This window comes from Citrobacter sedlakii NBRC 105722 (assembly GCF_000759835.1).
Lineage (GTDB): Bacteria > Pseudomonadota > Gammaproteobacteria > Enterobacterales > Enterobacteriaceae > Citrobacter_A > Citrobacter_A sedlakii.
Genome location: NZ_BBNB01000001.1, coordinates 1 through 15,339 on the forward strand (window position 1 = coordinate 1; position 15,339 = coordinate 15,339).

Annotated in this window: 11 protein-coding genes, 1 other RNA gene and 5 pseudogenes; 12 read left to right on the forward strand and 5 right to left on the reverse strand. The window is 54.3% G+C overall.

The genetic code is table 11. The features are described from left to right. Positions 1–394, forward strand: a pseudogene (locus tag CSE01S_RS23225) (hypothetical protein); the annotation flags it as partial. Then, a complete protein-coding gene (locus CSE01S_RS00005; RefSeq protein WP_233422683.1) occupies positions 387–704 on the forward strand; it encodes a hypothetical protein in 318 nt (105 codons plus the stop codon). The pseudogene CSE01S_RS23225 and the gene CSE01S_RS00005, both read left to right, overlap by 8 nt. 44 nt (positions 705–748) lie before the next feature. On the opposite strand, the gene CSE01S_RS00010 is transcribed toward CSE01S_RS00005, so the two are convergent. Beyond that, positions 749–1,078, reverse strand: a complete 330-nt coding sequence (locus tag CSE01S_RS00010) for a SymE family type I addiction module toxin (RefSeq protein WP_042282696.1) — start codon at positions 1,076–1,078, stop codon at positions 749–751. A gap of 19 nt (positions 1,079–1,097) precedes the next feature. On the opposite strand from CSE01S_RS00010, the pseudogene CSE01S_RS00015 reads away from it, so the two are divergent. From CSE01S_RS00015 to CSE01S_RS00030, 4 genes and pseudogenes are all read left to right on the forward strand, one after another. Then, positions 1,098–1,979, forward strand: a pseudogene (locus CSE01S_RS00015) (DNA primase); the annotation flags it as partial. Between the two features lie 236 nt (positions 1,980–2,215). Further along, positions 2,216–3,217, forward strand: a pseudogene (gene xerC, locus CSE01S_RS00020) (site-specific tyrosine recombinase XerC). A gap of 1,300 nt (positions 3,218–4,517) precedes the next feature. Beyond that, positions 4,518–4,952 (forward strand): annotated as a pseudogene (locus CSE01S_RS23455) (EndoU domain-containing protein); the annotation flags it as partial. Continuing rightward, the gene (locus tag CSE01S_RS00030; RefSeq protein WP_052406265.1) at positions 4,949–5,215 is read left to right on the forward strand and encodes a MafI family immunity protein; all 267 of its coding nucleotides are present in this window, start codon (positions 4,949–4,951) and stop codon (positions 5,213–5,215) included. The pseudogene CSE01S_RS23455 and the gene CSE01S_RS00030, both read left to right, overlap by 4 nt. Before the next feature lie 46 nt (positions 5,216–5,261). Here CSE01S_RS00030 and CSE01S_RS00035 read toward each other — a convergent pair. The 3 genes and pseudogenes from CSE01S_RS00035 to ydiK form a co-directional block, all read right to left on the reverse strand. Further along, positions 5,262–5,515: pseudogene (locus CSE01S_RS00035) on the reverse strand (SymE family type I addiction module toxin). Positions 5,516–5,714: 199 nt separating this feature from the next. Then, an RNA gene (rprA, locus tag CSE01S_RS21985) (antisense sRNA RprA) lies at positions 5,715–5,822 on the reverse strand. 186 nt (positions 5,823–6,008) lie between these two features. Next, entirely contained in the window at positions 6,009–7,121 is a 1,113-nt protein-coding gene (gene ydiK, locus CSE01S_RS00040; protein WP_042282704.1) for an AI-2E family transporter YdiK, read from the reverse strand. A 213-nt stretch (positions 7,122–7,334) separates the two neighbouring features. Between ydiK and ydiJ the strand changes: the two genes are divergently transcribed. The 3 genes from ydiJ to CSE01S_RS00055 all read left to right on the forward strand — a co-directional run bounded on the left by ydiJ (position 7,335) and on the right by CSE01S_RS00055 (position 11,086). After that, positions 7,335–10,391: a D-2-hydroxyglutarate dehydrogenase YdiJ gene (ydiJ, locus tag CSE01S_RS00045; protein WP_042282706.1), complete on the forward strand. Its 3,057-nt coding sequence runs from the start codon at positions 7,335–7,337 to the stop codon at positions 10,389–10,391. Beyond that, on the forward strand, positions 10,388–10,798 hold the full coding sequence (gene menI, locus CSE01S_RS00050; RefSeq protein ID WP_042282708.1) for a 1,4-dihydroxy-2-naphthoyl-CoA hydrolase: 411 nt from the start codon (positions 10,388–10,390) through the stop codon (positions 10,796–10,798). The genes ydiJ and menI overlap by 4 nt, the downstream gene beginning before the upstream one ends. A gap of 99 nt (positions 10,799–10,897) precedes the next feature. Beyond that, positions 10,898–11,086 (forward strand): YdiH family protein, encoded by a 189-nt coding sequence (locus CSE01S_RS00055; RefSeq protein ID WP_042282711.1) that lies wholly within the window; start codon positions 10,898–10,900, stop codon positions 11,084–11,086. 72 nt (positions 11,087–11,158) lie between these two features. On the opposite strand, the gene CSE01S_RS00060 is transcribed toward CSE01S_RS00055, so the two are convergent. Continuing rightward, positions 11,159–12,007: a Vmh family MBL fold metallo-hydrolase gene (locus tag CSE01S_RS00060; protein WP_042282713.1), complete on the reverse strand. Its 849-nt coding sequence runs from the start codon at positions 12,005–12,007 to the stop codon at positions 11,159–11,161. A 122-nt stretch (positions 12,008–12,129) separates the two neighbouring features. Here CSE01S_RS00060 and CSE01S_RS00065 point away from each other — a divergent pair, with 122 nt between their 5' ends. The 3 genes from CSE01S_RS00065 (at position 12,130) to sufB (ending at position 15,339) form a co-directional block, all read left to right on the forward strand. After that, complete coding sequence (locus CSE01S_RS00065) at positions 12,130–13,011, forward strand: LysR family transcriptional regulator (RefSeq protein WP_042282715.1); 882 nt, start codon at positions 12,130–12,132, stop codon at positions 13,009–13,011. A gap of 463 nt (positions 13,012–13,474) precedes the next feature. Further along, positions 13,475–13,843, forward strand: a complete 369-nt coding sequence (gene sufA / locus CSE01S_RS00070; RefSeq protein ID WP_042282717.1) for a Fe-S cluster assembly scaffold SufA — start codon at positions 13,475–13,477, stop codon at positions 13,841–13,843. 8 nt (positions 13,844–13,851) lie between these two features. Continuing rightward, complete coding sequence (gene sufB / locus CSE01S_RS00075) at positions 13,852–15,339, forward strand: Fe-S cluster assembly protein SufB (RefSeq protein ID WP_042282719.1); 1,488 nt, start codon at positions 13,852–13,854, stop codon at positions 15,337–15,339.

A 15,339-nucleotide genomic window follows, 5' to 3' on the forward strand; every position in this document is an offset into this window, starting at 1 on the left:
GGTGGGGCTGGCGGGGGGAATAAACCTTTATCAATATGCGCCTAATCCATTAAGTTATATTGATCCGCTGGGTTTAAGTGGGGATAAGGTTAATGTATATAAAGATGCTCCTTATCATGGTGCAACTGATAATTCAGTAAAAAGCCGAGCACCAATAAATGGTCAGGCTGCATTAGATAATTCCATTCAAGTAAAACCAACATCACCAAGGCGCGTTGGTGTCGATATTTCCAACAATGAAATTGTTGTATTAGATAAAACTCGTTCTTTATCAGATCATGTAGATGAATATCATGGGCATGTACGTGATTGGGATGCCTTAGATAACAAGCAACAATCTGCTTTGATCAAGTCTGGTAAAACTACAAGAAAAGGAAAGGTTTGTGGTGGCTAAAGATAAGTTACATTTAGTGGAGTTGCTTAATTCTGGTGAACCAGAGAAAGTCGCAGATACACTGCTTTACATAGCTCATAATATAAATGATGTTGAATGGGCTGAAGAGCAGTTCATGAGAATGGCAAATAATCCTGATGAAGATATTAGCGGATTATCTTTAACTTGTTTAGGTCATATAGCAAGGATAAATGGACGGATAAATAAAGATGTGGTTATTCCATTTCTAAAAGAAAAAATGAAAGATTCAAGTGAGGTAATATCATCAAGAGCCGAGGATGCACTTGACGATATTAATATGTTTACTTAGTTTTATTAGCCGGGAAAGTATATATTTTCCCGGCTTTTTGCTATTTAACTCTCGTTCAGTACACTAAACACACCGTCTTTAATTCCCTTAACCACCTGTTTAGCCTGATAAAGCTGCTCGCGCAGCGCCTGCACCTCGTTACCGTCCGCCATCAGCACAATACACCCCTGCGAAATCTTCACGGTCACGCCGCGCCCGGTCTCAAATCCCGCTTCTGCCAGCCAGTCGCCCTTAAGGTGCAGGCTGGGACTACGCGAATATCCGGTAGGGACTTTGGTTTTACGGTTGGTGTGGGAAATACCAACATAGCCGACTTTAAGACGGCGCTGGGTTTTGGAAATGGTGACTTCTGGCGTAATATCGTGTTCAGCCATGATTAACTACCTCGAATAGCAGACGGAAGCGATCCACGCGGCGCAACGTTACGCGCAGACGCTGGAAGGGCTGCTTGCCAGTAATGAAAAGAGCTACATCACTCAGCTTCACCAGAATGCGCAGCGGCTGCTGCGTCCGCTGAACGTGGTGAACCCGTTCGCCAGTCAGTTAACGTTCATGTCGGACAAGACGCGCACCCGGCGCGACCATATGAAGTACCTGACGCTGATCCAGTCGATCGCGCTGTTGCACCAGTACCAGCGGGAGGTAAAGCGGGTTGAGCATCGCGGGCAGGTGGTGGAATACATCGAGGTGACGCGGGATGATATCGCACTGGCGAACCGTCTGGCGCATGAGATCCTGGGCCGCACGCTGGATGAGATGCCGCCGCAGACGCGCAAGCTGTTGCTGTTGATACAAACGATGGTGAACGAAACGGCGGCGGCGCATAACTGCAAACCCGGTGAGGTGCGCTTCACGCGGCGGGAGATCCGCGACTTTACCAACTGGAGCGACAGCCAGCTCAAGCTGCACTGCCAGCGGTTAAGCGAGATGGAATACCTGCTGATCCACGGCGGCAGTCGCGGCCACCTGTTGCAGTACGAACTGTTATGGGACGGCAGCGGCGACGGAGCGCACCTGTGCGGCCTGATCGAACCGGGCGAAAAGGTGATGTATGACTCACGCAAGTCTGGTTCAGCGGCGGGCAAGTCGGGGTTAAGTCTGCCCCATGTCGGGGCTAAGTCTGACCCGGAAAAACAGGCTGCAAGCTGCGCCGTTACTGGCGTTACCACCCCGCAAGTCGGGGTAGATGAAAAAGCACTGTTCCGGCAGAAAAAGAAAACGGTTCATCGTAGTCATAATGAGCGTCATGGCAACGCGATCCGGGACAGCCCGTAAAGCGGGTATGACTTACGCAAGTCTGGCCTGTAAAGGCGCAAGTCGGGGTTAAGTCTGCCCCATGTCGGGGCTAAGTCTGACCCGGAAAAACAGTCTGAAAGCCGCGCCATTACTGACCTTATCGCCCCGCAAGTCGGGGCGGCGCTAAAACCACTGTTCCACCGCTTTATCCTTTCTTCGTCGTACCGTACTGCAATCCCAATACTCAATCCCTGAACCTTAACAGGCCAATCATCATGACCAGACCCATACCACCGGGGCCGGAAGCCCTTTATCTTAGCCGCCAGAACGGGAACGCCACGCAGCGGCAGCATGTGATCGCGTGGCTGGAAAGCCTGTTATCCGCAGGCTACAGCGAACGCAGCATCGAAGGCTACCGCGAACGGGTACTGCCGTTCGTGACGTGGTGCGAGGAGCGCGGGCTGATGTACGCGCCGCAGGTGAGTCTGCCAGTGCTGGAAGGCTGGCAGCGCCACCTGCGCGTTTATCGCAAGGCTGACGGCAACACGCTGGCGGTGGGCGGCCAGCTAAACCGCCTGAGCGCGGTGCGCAACTTCTACCGCTGGCTGCTGAAACGCCACGTTATCCTGTACAACCCGGCAGAGCAGATCGAGCTGCCGAAGGAAGAAAAGCGGCTTCCGGCGTAGGTGTTCAGCGAGCAGGAAACCCGGACGGTGTTGCAGAGTCTGGACACGGAGAAACCGCTGGGTCTGCGCAACCGGGCGATACTGGAAATACTCTGGAGTACCGGGATCAGGCGTATGGAAGTGGCGAACCTGATGCTGGGTGACGTGGACTTCACGCGGGGCGTGGTGAACGTGCGGCAGGGCAAGGGGAAGAAAGATCGGGTGGTGCCGGTGGGTCATGTGGCGCTGGAATGGGTGATGCGCTACCTGCGCAACGTTCGGCCCCGGCTGGCGCAGCGGTTCGACAGCGGTCATCTGTTCATCACCTGGCACGGTAAGGGGCTGAATCGCGGGACGCTGACGCAGCTTGCCGGAGAAGCCATCCGGGATAAGGCGCGGATAGACAAGCCGGGCGCGTGCCACATCTTCCGGCACTCGATGGCAACGCAGATGCTGGACAACGGGGCGGACACGCGGCATATCCAGGCGATCTTAGGGCATGAAAAGCTGGAGACGACGCAGATCTACACGAAGGTGGCGATAGCGCCGTTGCAGCGGGTGCATGAGAAGACGCATCCGGCAGAGAAACGGCGGCGAAAGAGTGTTAAATAAACGTTAACAGCACCCATAACGACACCGGCAGGAACACGCCTTATCGGTAACCCGCAGTCAGATAACAGGAAATAGCCCGGATCCTGTAGGTCTGATAAGGCCTGCAAAATCCTCACGTACTACGTGAGCACCGGCGTTGCGGGAGAGTTAAGGAGGTTGAACGGAGGCCGGATCATTGCCGGACAGGCCGCAAAGTTAGCCGGCACTCTGCGAGGCCGCAGGGGACGGTGCAGGCAGACAGCCGCCGTCCATGACGGCTGCCTGCCCCCCACCACCGGCGTGCGCGGGGGTAAATGCCGTCCGGCCAGCGCGGGGCCGCCGCGCCCTCTGTGGGCCGGGTTGCTGGCCGGACGTCATTCAACATAACGCGGCATTACGCGAAACGGGCCTGAACGGCCCGCAACGCGTAACACGCATGATGTCGGCGCCGGGAGGCTCCGGTGCGCAGTTCCGGCCACGTTCGCGGGTGAAAGCCCGTTAAAAGAGGCTGTCGGCCTGCGGCCTCCGCTTAAAAGCGTTCATGCCCGCCCGGCTGCGTCTGGCTGCGGCGGCTCGCACTGCGTTGCTCGTTCTCGCCTCGCCAGCTTCCACCCCCCGCCCGGTCCGGCGTTGTCATTAAGAGCGGCGTCGTTCTGCGGCCACGGAGGGATGGCAGCGGTGTGGTCATGCAGGTGCATTGCCCTCTGCTGGCCACAGTGCCACAGCGACTAAAGGCGTCGGGCGCGGTGCCGTCTGTAATGGCGGTGGTTCCGGGCGGCGCGGGTGGAAGAGCGGCTAAGCAGGAAGGCGCGGTTGTCCCCGGAAGATCCGTCGCGCGCAGTGGGGCTCTCACTGTAAGAAGGTCGGCCTGCGCCTCCGGTCGTTATGCGGGGGCTACCCCCTCGCGCCCCTGTCAACCCGCGCCCGACCATGCAAACAAGTTGCATGGTCGTCACGGGTTAGCGTGCTCCATGGCTGAAGCACCGGCGTCGCCTGCGGGGATCTGGCGTGGTCAGCCGCTGCGCGTCTGCCCCCGCGACCGGTAATAAAACGCGTAATGCCAGAGGGTTGCGGTGCTGGTATGATGCGGGGCGGAGAAACGCAGGGAGTAAGGAAGATGTGTAATATAAACAGGTGGCTGGCCGTGCTGCTGATGCTCCTGACGCTGATCTGGTCGTCAGTGGCGGTAGCGTTCCCGGCAGAAAATGTGCTTCGGGGGTTCAATGTTGCGACATTGTTAAAAGTGGCAAATACTGAACTGGTGAAGGCAGATGTGGCGCGGGTTGCAGAGGCGCTAAAGTTACGACCGCCTCCGAATCGTTCCGATGACCCGGTGGGGCTGGCGGGGGGCATAAACCTCTACAGTTATGCGCCGAATCCGCTAAGCTGGATCGACCCACTTGGGTTATTTGGCTGTGGTCCAAAAGCGCAAAAGCATATTCTTCATGGTGATGGCCCCGGTAGTGGTGGTCATATGTGGCCAGGCCAGCCAGGTAAAACAACTTTCCCTCAGTCTTGGGATTCGAAAAAAATTATTTCTGAGATTGATGATATTGTAAATTCACCATCAACTAAGTGGTATGCCCAACAAGGAACGGGAGGTGCATTAACTAAATCAGGAAAAGCTGCTACTTGGGTGGCATGGGAAGTCAGAGATGGGGTGCAAATTAGGGTTGTTTATCAGCCAGCAAAAGGAAGGATAGTAACTGCATTCCCTAATAGTGGCCCTATTCCACGTTTACCAGGAGCAAAATGATGGCTACAGCTACTGGTATTAAGTTGAAAAAATTCGGTGAAGAATTTAACAATAGACTTTCCGAAGATGAATTGAATTATGCGTTGAGCTACATAGACTTTGGGGAAGAACCGTTGGCATTTGAAACGTTATGCGATTATATCTGTGAGGATGATATTGTCATAACGAAGAATGAATATGAACAAATTTGTATATTTAATTCATTATTTAATTACCCTTTGGAAAATAATATTTTTATTTATCTAAAGGGTTTAATTAAATAGTCATAAAGCCGGAAAAGAAATTAAATCTTCCCGGCTTTTTTATTGTTTAACTTTCGTTCAGTACACTAAACATTCCGTCTTTAATCCCCTTAACCACCTGTCTCGCCTGATAAAGCTGCTCGCGCAGTTCCTGCGCCTCGTTATTATCAGCGATAATGGTCAGGCACCCCTCCGTAATCCTCACCGTCACGCCGCGCCCGGTCTCAAATCCCGCTTCTTTAAGCCAGTCGCTCTTAAGGTGCAGGCTGGGGTCGCGTGAATATCCGGTGGGGACTTTGGTTTACGGTTTGTGTGGGAAATGCCGACATAGCCGCCTTTAAGACGGCACTGGGTTTTAAAAGGATGACTGAAACCGGATTGCTAAGGGAACAGGTACATATAACGATTTCATTTTCGCCTTTAACCCACACTCAAGATATAAATCGCTTGCAGGCAATAGCACATCTGAAATCGGGTACTCTCGAGGCGCCATCGTTGCTGGACGTAAGGTGATGTCATGGTAAAAAAAAGCCCATCGTGGGAGATGGGCAAAGACTACACACAGCAATTCGTTGTTTCACTCAGGGGATTTCCATGCTTATAAATCAATGTGTTGATCTATAACCGTGAGCTAATAGTAGGGCATGCGACGTTTTAGCGTCGATCAGATTCGTCTCAATAGTTTAAAAACTGTAAAGAATTTGCGACAGAAACCCGGAGAGTGGAAGCCGTAATAGGGGGGATGTGAAAAATTCAGCAGCCTATTAATAAGCAATGCTAAACATTCGGGCGACATCTGTCGCCCGAAAGAGAGTTACTTGTTGAGATCGTTGATCTCCGCCAGTTCTTCGAGGATTTCTTCTGGCTCATCCGTTGGCGGTGGCGCTTCATGTACCCACGCGGAGAACAGTCGCCAGGTAACCGCCAGCAGAACCGGGCCGATAAACAGGCCAATCATGCCGAAGGCGATCAGGCCGCCAATCACGCCAGAAAGGATCAGAATAAGCGGTAAATCCGCGCCCATACGAATCAGCACAGGGCGGATGACGTTATCAAGCGTACCTACCACGCAGCTCCATACCAACAATACGGTTCCCCAGGTGGTGTCGCCGCTCCAGTAAAGCCAGATAATGGCCGGAATCAATACCGGAAGCGGGCCAAGCTGGACGAGGCAGGAGAGGATCATCACCACCGTCAGCAACGTCGCATACGGTACGCCGGAAATCGCCAGGCCAATCCCGCCCAGCACCGCCTGAACCAGAGCGGTAACCACCACGCCCAGCGCCACCGCGCGGATCGCTTGTGCGGCGAGCAGCACGGCCGCGTCGCCGCGTTTGGCTGCCAGACGGCAGGCGAAATGACGAATACCCAACGCCACCTGTTCACCCCGCCAGTACAGCAGGGCGCTGAACAACAGCATCAGTCCGCAATGCATCATAAAACGGCCGATGTGCGCCGCTTGTCCGACAAACCAGGTGGTCGTTGCGCCAATATAAGGACGAACCTTCGCCATGATCGCCGCGCCGCCCATCTCCAGCAGGTTATGCCACCCGGCATACAGTTTTGCGCCAACCAGCGGAATGCTGTTCAACCAGGCAAGATCCGGCAACGTCATGTCGCCACCGGTTATGGCGTGGATCAGCGGGCCGCTACCGTCGACGATACTGTTCACCAGAAGTGCGACAGGAATGACGAATAACAACACCAGTAAAAGCGTCATGACCAGCACCGCCAGAGAACGGCGGCCCCAGAGTAATTTTTGCAAGCGTAGTAAAACCGGCCAGGTGGCGATAACAATCGTACCGGCCCAGGCAAAGCCCAGAATAAAAGGTTGAACAATCCAGAGACACGCCACAATCATGATGGCAAGGAACAGCACCGACAGCAGCACCTGCGCGATATCCCTGGGCTGACGAACATTGACCATAAACTCTTTTCACCTTTGTAGTGCGTCAGAACGTTGACGCGACGTGAACACGCGAAACGCATCACATAATCATGCGCAGTTTCAGCGCGTTTTAACAGGCGGATTCTGCCAGTATTTCTGTTGAGCGCATAAGAAAAAAATGTGATACAACAAATGAATCAACCAAGGCAAACGATAACCTCACAACACAGACCGCAGGAAAGGGTCAGAATAATGATTCCACAAATTTCTCAGGCACCTGGCGTCGTTCAACTGGTGCTCAATTTTTTGCAAGAGCTGGAGCAACAAGGGTTTACAGGCGATACGGCAACGAGCTACGCCGATCGTCTGACGATGTCGACAGATAACAGTATTTATCAACTTCTTCCCGATGCCGTCGTTTTCCCGCGTTCAACGGCGGATGTGGCACTGATAGCCCGAGTGGCCGCCGAACCGCGTTTCACCTCGCTGGTGTTTACCCCGCGCGGCGGCGGTACCGGAACCAACGGACAGGCGTTGAACCAGGGCATTATCGTGGACATGTCCCGCTACATGAGCCGGATCATTGAAATTAATCCGGAAGAAGGTTGGGTGCGGGTCGAAGCGGGGGTGATTAAAGACCAACTGAACCAGTACCTCAAGCCGTACGGCTATTTCTTTGCTCCGGAGCTTTCAACCAGCAACCGGGCCACCCTTGGCGGGATGATCAATACCGATGCCTCCGGACAAGGATCGCTGGTCTACGGAAAAACCTCCGATCACGTTCTGGGCGTACGCGCTGTGCTGCTGGGCGGCGATATTCTCGACACGCAGCCGCTGCCGGTAGCGCTGGCGGAAACGTTGGGGGAAAGTCATACCACCATTGGACGTATCTATCGCACGGTCCTTGAACGCTGCCGCGACAATCGCCAGCTTATCATGGATAACTTCCCCAAACTGAACCGCTTTCTTACCGGCTACGACTTACGGCATGTTTTTAACGACGACATGACCGAGTTCGATCTGACCCGAATTCTCACCGGTTCGGAAGGGACGCTGGCCTTTATTACCGAAGCCCGGTTGGACATTACGCCGTTGCCGAAGGTTCGTCGACTGGTGAACGTCAAATACGACTCTTTTGACTCCGCGCTGCGCAATGCGCCGTTTATGGTAGAGGCAAGAGCGCTTTCCGTCGAAACCGTCGACTCGAAAGTGCTGAACCTGGCACGAGAAGATATCGTCTGGCATTCGGTAAGCGAATTAATCACCGATGTGCCGGACAAAGAGATGCTTGGCCTGAACATCGTTGAATTCGCCGGTGACGACGAAGCGCTAATTGACGGCCAGGTGGCGGCACTGTGTGAGCGGCTGGACGGATTAATCGCCCATGGAGAAGCCGGGGTGATTGGCTGGCAGCTTTGCGCCGATCTGGCGGGCGTAGAGCGTATTTATGCGATGCGCAAAAAAGCGGTGGGTCTGCTGGGCAACGCGAAAGGGGCGGCGAAACCCATCCCATTTGCCGAAGATACCTGCGTACCGCCGGAGCATCTTGCCGATTACATTGCCGAGTTTCGCGCCTTGCTCGACGGTCACGGTCTGAGCTACGGCATGTTTGGCCACGTAGACGCGGGCGTTCTGCATGTGCGTCCGGCGCTGGACATGTGCGATCCGCAGCAGGAAGTGCTGATGAAGCAAATCTCCGATGAAGTGGTGGCGCTGACGGCGAAGTATGGCGGCCTGCTCTGGGGTGAGCACGGCAAAGGGTTTCGCGCCGAGTACAGCCCGGCGTTTTTTGGCGACGCGCTGTATGCGGAACTGCGTAAAGTGAAGGCGGTATTTGATCCGCAGAACCGCCTGAATCCGGGGAAAATCTGTCCGCCGGAAGGCGTGGACGCGCCGATGATGAAAGTGGACGCCGTCAAGCGCGGCACGTATGACCGACAGATCCCGCTGGCGGTGCGTCAAACCTGGCGCGGGGCGATGGAGTGCAACGGAAACGGACTGTGCTTTAACTTCGATGCGAAAAGCCCGATGTGTCCGTCGATGAAAATCAGTCTCAACCGTATCCATTCACCGAAAGGGCGAGCGACCCTGGTGCGTGAGTGGCTGCGTTTGCTGGCGGATCGCGGTGTTGATCCGGTGCGCCTCGAAACTGCGCTGGCGAATAAACGTCCCAGCTTACGCTCGCTGATCGCCCGGACCCGTAATACCTGGCACGCGGGTAAGGGTGAATATGATTTCTCGCATGAAGTCAAAGAGGCGATGTCCGGCTGCCTGGCCTGTAAAGCCTGTTCGACCCAGTGTCCGATCAAAATTGACGTACCGGAATTCCGTTCGCGTTTCCTGCAGCTTTACCATACGCGCTACTTACGTCCGCTGCGCGATCATCTGGTGGCGACAGTCGAAACCTATGCGCCGCTGATGGCGCGCGCGCCAAAGACCTTCAACTTCTTTATTAACCAGCCGCTGGTGCGCAAGCTGTCGGCAAAACACATCGGCATGGTGGATCTGCCGCTACTGTCGACGCCGTCGTTGCAGCAGCAAATGGTCGGACACCGTTCGGCCAACATGACGCTTGAGCAGCTTGAGGCGCTTAGCGATACGCAAAAAGCGAATACAGTGCTGGTGGTGCAGGATCCGTTCACCAGTTACTACGACGCTCGGGTTGTGGCGGATTTTGTACGCCTGATCGAAAAGTTAGGTTTCCAGCCGGTACTGCTGCCGTTTTCGCCAAACGGTAAGGCACAACATATTAAAGGCTTCCTGACCCGTTTTGCGAAAACGGCTAAAAAGACCTCTGAGTTTTTAAACCGTGTGGCGCAACTGGGGATGCCGATGGTGGGGGTCGATCCGGCGCTGGTGCTTTGCTACCGCGATGAATATAGGCTCGCGCTCGGCGAGCAGCGCGGTGATTTTCACGTACAGCTGGCCAACGAGTGGTTGGCGACAGCGCTGGCCCCGAAGTCTATGGGAGAAATCAGCGGCGAGCCGTGGTACTTCTTTGGCCACTGTACCGAGGTCACCGCGCTTCCCGGCGCGCCTGCGCAGTGGGCGTCAATTTTTGCTCGCTTTGGCGCGAAACTGGAAAATGTCAGCGTCGGCTGCTGCGGTATGGCCGGAACTTACGGGCATGAGGCAAAGAATCATGCCAGTTCCCTTGGGATTTATGAACTGTCCTGGCATCAGGCGATGGAGCGACTGCCCCGTAACCGCTGCCTGGCGACGGGGTATTCCTGCCGCAGCCAGGTGAAGCGGGTGGAAGGCACGGGCGTACGCCATCCTGTACAGGCACTACTGGAGATAATGGGATGATCTGGAAACGTGACGTCACACTCGACGCGCTCAACGCAATGGGCGAGGGCAACATGGTTGGGTTACTGGACATTCGCTTTGAAAAGATCGGCGCGGATACGCTTGAAGCCTCTATGCCTGTTGACGGCCGAACAAAGCAGCCGTTTGGTCTGCTGCACGGCGGCGCGTCTGTCGTGCTGGCCGAAAGCATTGGCTCCGTCGCCGGGTATCTCTGCACTGAGGGCGAACAAAAAGTGGTCGGACTGGAAATAAACGCCAACCATGTTCGTTCTGCCCGGGAAGGACGCGTGAAAGGGGTCTGTAGGGCGATACACACCGGTTCACGCCATCAGGTCTGGCAAATCGATATCTATGATGAGCAGCAGCGTTTATGCTGCTCATCACGCTTAACGACGGCTATTGTGTGACGTTGTCACCAAAAAAATGTGATCTATATTGCTTTTGGTCATTATTTGCGCAGCGGAAAGTGATACAATGTGCATGTTTTGACCATAAGCGAGGATGATATGACTAGCCAATTAGACCCGGCCCAACTGGCAATTGAATTTTTACGTCGTGATAAAACCGAGCTCTCACCAGCCCAATACCTTAAAAGACTGAAACAGCTTGAGCTGGAGTTTGCCGATTTACTGACGCTTTCTTCGACTGAACTGAAGGAAGAGATCTATTTTGCCTGGCGCCTTGGCGTTCATTGATTCAGCGATGTACCTCATAGCGAATGCCCCGGCCTCTGGTCGGGGTTATTTTTTGTCGGCGAATAAACGCCATTACCACGTCATTTCACCACTGTTCACCTTTGCGCTCAATGCCAGCGAGCTTTCATCTGCCAGTCCGGGCCACGCGGCCTTTACGGTTTTGATAACGTAAGCTGACCCTTTTTTCGCCTCCAGCGCGTGTTCAAACGTTTGCAGATAATTTTGGGTAAAGCGGATCGCCGTATCACCGGCGGGTCGTGCGCCGAGGTAATGACCCGGGATCACCTGAGTCGGCTGCAGGCTGCGCATTTCGCTCAGCACGTCGCGCCAGGCCGTACGTTGCTTTTCAGATTGAGTGTCAGCGGTCCAGACGTGGATCCCGGACGCGACGCCGGTACCGCCCAGAATCGCCCGATTTGCCGGGATCCAGACATAAGCCGCATAGTTGCCAGGATGGCGAAGTTCCAGTGTTTCTCCGTCAATGTGAAAACGCGTCGCGGTAGTGGCCTGCGGTACGGTGATGGTTTTCGGCACGCCGTCCTTCATCTGCGGTCCCCAGTATTGCAGCTTTGCGTCTTTCGTTTCCTGAATATGTTTGACCACTTCAGGCGTCGCCAGCACTTTTACCTGAGGATAGGCTTTCACAATCGGCTCAAGACCGAAGTAAAAGTCCGGATCGCCCGAGGTAATGACCACGGCTTTCAGCGACTTACCGCTGGCCTGAATCATCTTAAGCAATTTTTCGCCATCTTTAGTGCTGAACTGCGCATCAAACAAAATGGCTTCCGTTGGTCCGGATACCAGCGTGGAAGAGACCGGGAAAATGGCGTTCTCCTGAGGGTTATACACCTCAAGATGCAGTGGGGCGGCAAAGACCGGTGAAGCGAGCAGCGTCAGTGCCGTCAGGGTTTTTATTTTCATGACAGTAACCTTTTGCAGATGAAGTGTTGTCTTACGGCTACGCATTTTAAGCCAATCCCGATCTGTTAGAATTCCTTAAACAGGACATGCTGAGTTTCATAAAACGATCGGATGGAGGTAAAGTGGACAGAGTGATGGCGGCGACGGTATTTAATCACATCTGTGATTTAGGCAGTATGAGCGCCGCGGCGCGAGCGCTCGGACTTTCCAGACCGATGGTCAGCCGCTATCTTGAGGAAATGGAAAAATGGGCTGGCGCACGACTGATCCACCGTTCTTCACGCAGGCTCACCATCACGCCTGCTGGCGAAGAGGTCCTGCTAAAGACCCGCACGTTGGCGCAGCTTTCTCAGGGCATTGGCGCGGTTGCGGCGGGAGGTATGCCTTGCGGAACCTTGCGTGTCGCCTGTGCCCATTTTACGGCGATGCATATTCTTGCGCCGGTACTGCCAGCATTTTTAACCCGCTACCCGGATCTGCGGATTGAAGTCGAGATTAATAACCAGCCCGTGAGTCTGGTTGGGGAACGAATCGATCTTGCTATTCGTATTACCGACGCGCCGGAGCCGGGTACTATCGCTCGTCGTCTTGGCAGCTGTGAGTCAGTGCTTTGCGCATCGCCTGCTTATCTGAAACAGCATGGTACGCCACAAACACCGGACGACCTTACCCGTCATAACTGCCTTTATTACAGCGGGTTTGCCGGGAAATCCTGGCGCTTTCTTGATGCCTGCGGTGAGGCGGTTTCGGTCGCGATAAAAGGTAACCTCAGCGCCGGGATTTCCTCGCTTTTAGGCGAGGCGGCGTTGGCAGGAATGGGCGTGGCGTTGATACCGGAAAAAGAGGCGCGAGAAGGGTTAACAAGCGGTGCGCTGGTGCCTTTGCTGCCCGGGCATCAACCCCGGCCTTTGCCGGTGTACGGCTTGTATCTTTCCCGCGCGCACCAGTCGGCGGGGCTGCGACTGCTGCTGGACGCGGTGAAAGACATACTCTCAGTAAACTGAAGAAATTGATCCGCTATACAAAATGCGCGGATCGCAATTAGTGTTAAAACTGATCGCCGACGATATGAGAATATTCTTAAAGCCCCTTCAAGAGCTAAGCCATTGCGAGTGCCGGAGATAAGCGCCGGATGGGGCGGGAACCCTTAAGGCTGTGATGAACAGCCTTAAGGGTTTTTTTCTTTGCGACAATCACGCGCCACTGCCTATCCGTGAAATAGACATTTTCTATACATCTTTCCTTTTTTGACCACCCTGGTTGATGATTTTTACTGAACGCTTTATTTTTCAAAGAATTGCAGAAAACTCACTCTGACTTATATCCCGCGTAGCAAGGTCTATGCTTAATAAAAGCCGTTAAAAAGGGTGATTAAGGGGAATGCCCCTGCTGTTGAGGGGTTGAAGTGATAATCATTATCACTAACATGGTGTTATAGCCTGATGGCTCATTACGCGAGGTCATTCTATGGAATTGCATTCAGGAACATTTAACCCAGACGATTTTGCCTGGCGCGGATTAACGCTCACCCCTTCGGCGGCCGCGCATATTCGCGAACTGGTGGCCAAACAGCCGGGAATGCTGGGCGTGCGCCTGGGCGTTAAACAGACCGGCTGCGCTGGCTTTGGTTACGTGCTGGATACGGTCAGTGAGCCTGAAAAGGACGATCTGCTGTTCGAATACGAGGGCGCGAAGCTTTACGTCCCGCTTCAGGCGATGCCGTTTATCGACGGGACGGAAGTCGATTATGTCCGGGAAGGATTAAACCAGTTATTCAAATTTCATAACCCGAAAGCCCAGAACGAATGCGGCTGTGGCGAAAGCTTTGGGGTATAGGCGGTACTATGTCTCGTAATACTGAAGCAACTGACGATGTCAAAACCTGGACCGGCGGCCCGCTGAACTACAAAGAAGGTTTCTTTACCCAGTTACAAACTGATGAGCTGGCGAAAGGAATTAACGAAGACGTGGTGCGCGCGATTTCTGCAAAACGTAACGAACCAGAGTGGATGCTGGCCTTTCGCCTCAATGCCTACCGGGCATGGGTAGAAATGGCTGAACCGCACTGGCTGAAAGCCCACTACGATAAGCTGAATTATCAGGATTACAGCTATTACTCTGCGCCGTCATGCGGTCACTGCGACGACACCTGCGCATCACAGCCGGGAGCGGTTCAGCAAACGGGCGCCAACGCGTTCCTCAGTAAAGAGGTGGAGGCCGCGTTTGAGCAGCTTGGCGTGCCTGTGCGCGAAGGGCGGGAAGTGGCGGTCGACGCTATTTTTGACTCCGTTTCAGTCGCCACCACCTACCGGGAAAAGCTGGCGGAACAAGGCATTATTTTTTGTTCTTTCGGCGAGGCGATCCATGATCACCCGGAACTGGTGAAGAAATACCTTGGTACGGTAGTCCCCGCGAACGATAACTTTTTTGCCGCGCTAAACGCCGCCGTGGCGTCAGACGGTACCTTCATTTATGTGCCGAAGGGCGTACGTTGCCCCATGGAGCTTTCCACCTATTTTCGCATTAACGCGGAAAAAACCGGGCAATTTGAACGCACCATCCTTGTGGCGGATGAGGGCAGCTACGTCAGCTATATCGAGGGATGTTCAGCACCGGTGCGCGACAGCTATCAGCTGCACGCCGCAGTCGTGGAAGTGATCATCCATAAAGACGCCGAAGTGAAGTATTCCACGGTGCAGAACTGGTTCCCGGGTGATAACAACACCGGCGGGATCCTCAACTTCGTTACCAAACGCGCGTTGTGCGAAGGGGAAAACAGCAAAATGTCGTGGACCCAGTCGGAAACCGGCTCGGCGATCACCTGGAAATACCCGAGCTGTATTCTGCGTGGCGACAACTCGATTGGCGAGTTTTATTCCGTGGCGTTGACCAGCGGGCACCAGCAGGCCGATACCGGCACCAAAATGATCCATATCGGTAAAAATACCCGCTCGACCATCATTTCGAAAGGGATCTCCGCCGGACACAGCCAGAACAGCTATCGTGGACTGGTGAAAATCATGCCGACGGCGACCAATGCCCGCAACTTTACCCAGTGCGATTCAATGCTGATCGGCGCGGATTGCGGGGCGCATACTTTCCCGTACGTCGAATGCCGTAATAACAGCGCCCAGCTCGAACACGAAGCGACCACATCGCGTATCGGTGAAGATCAGCTGTTCTACTGCCTGCAGCGCGGTATCAGCGAAGAAGATGCGATCTCGATGATCGTCAACGGCTTCTGTAAAGACGTGTTCTCCGAATTGCCGCTGGAGTTTGCCGTCGAAGCACAAAAACTATTAGCTATTAGCCTTGAACACAGCGTCGGTTAA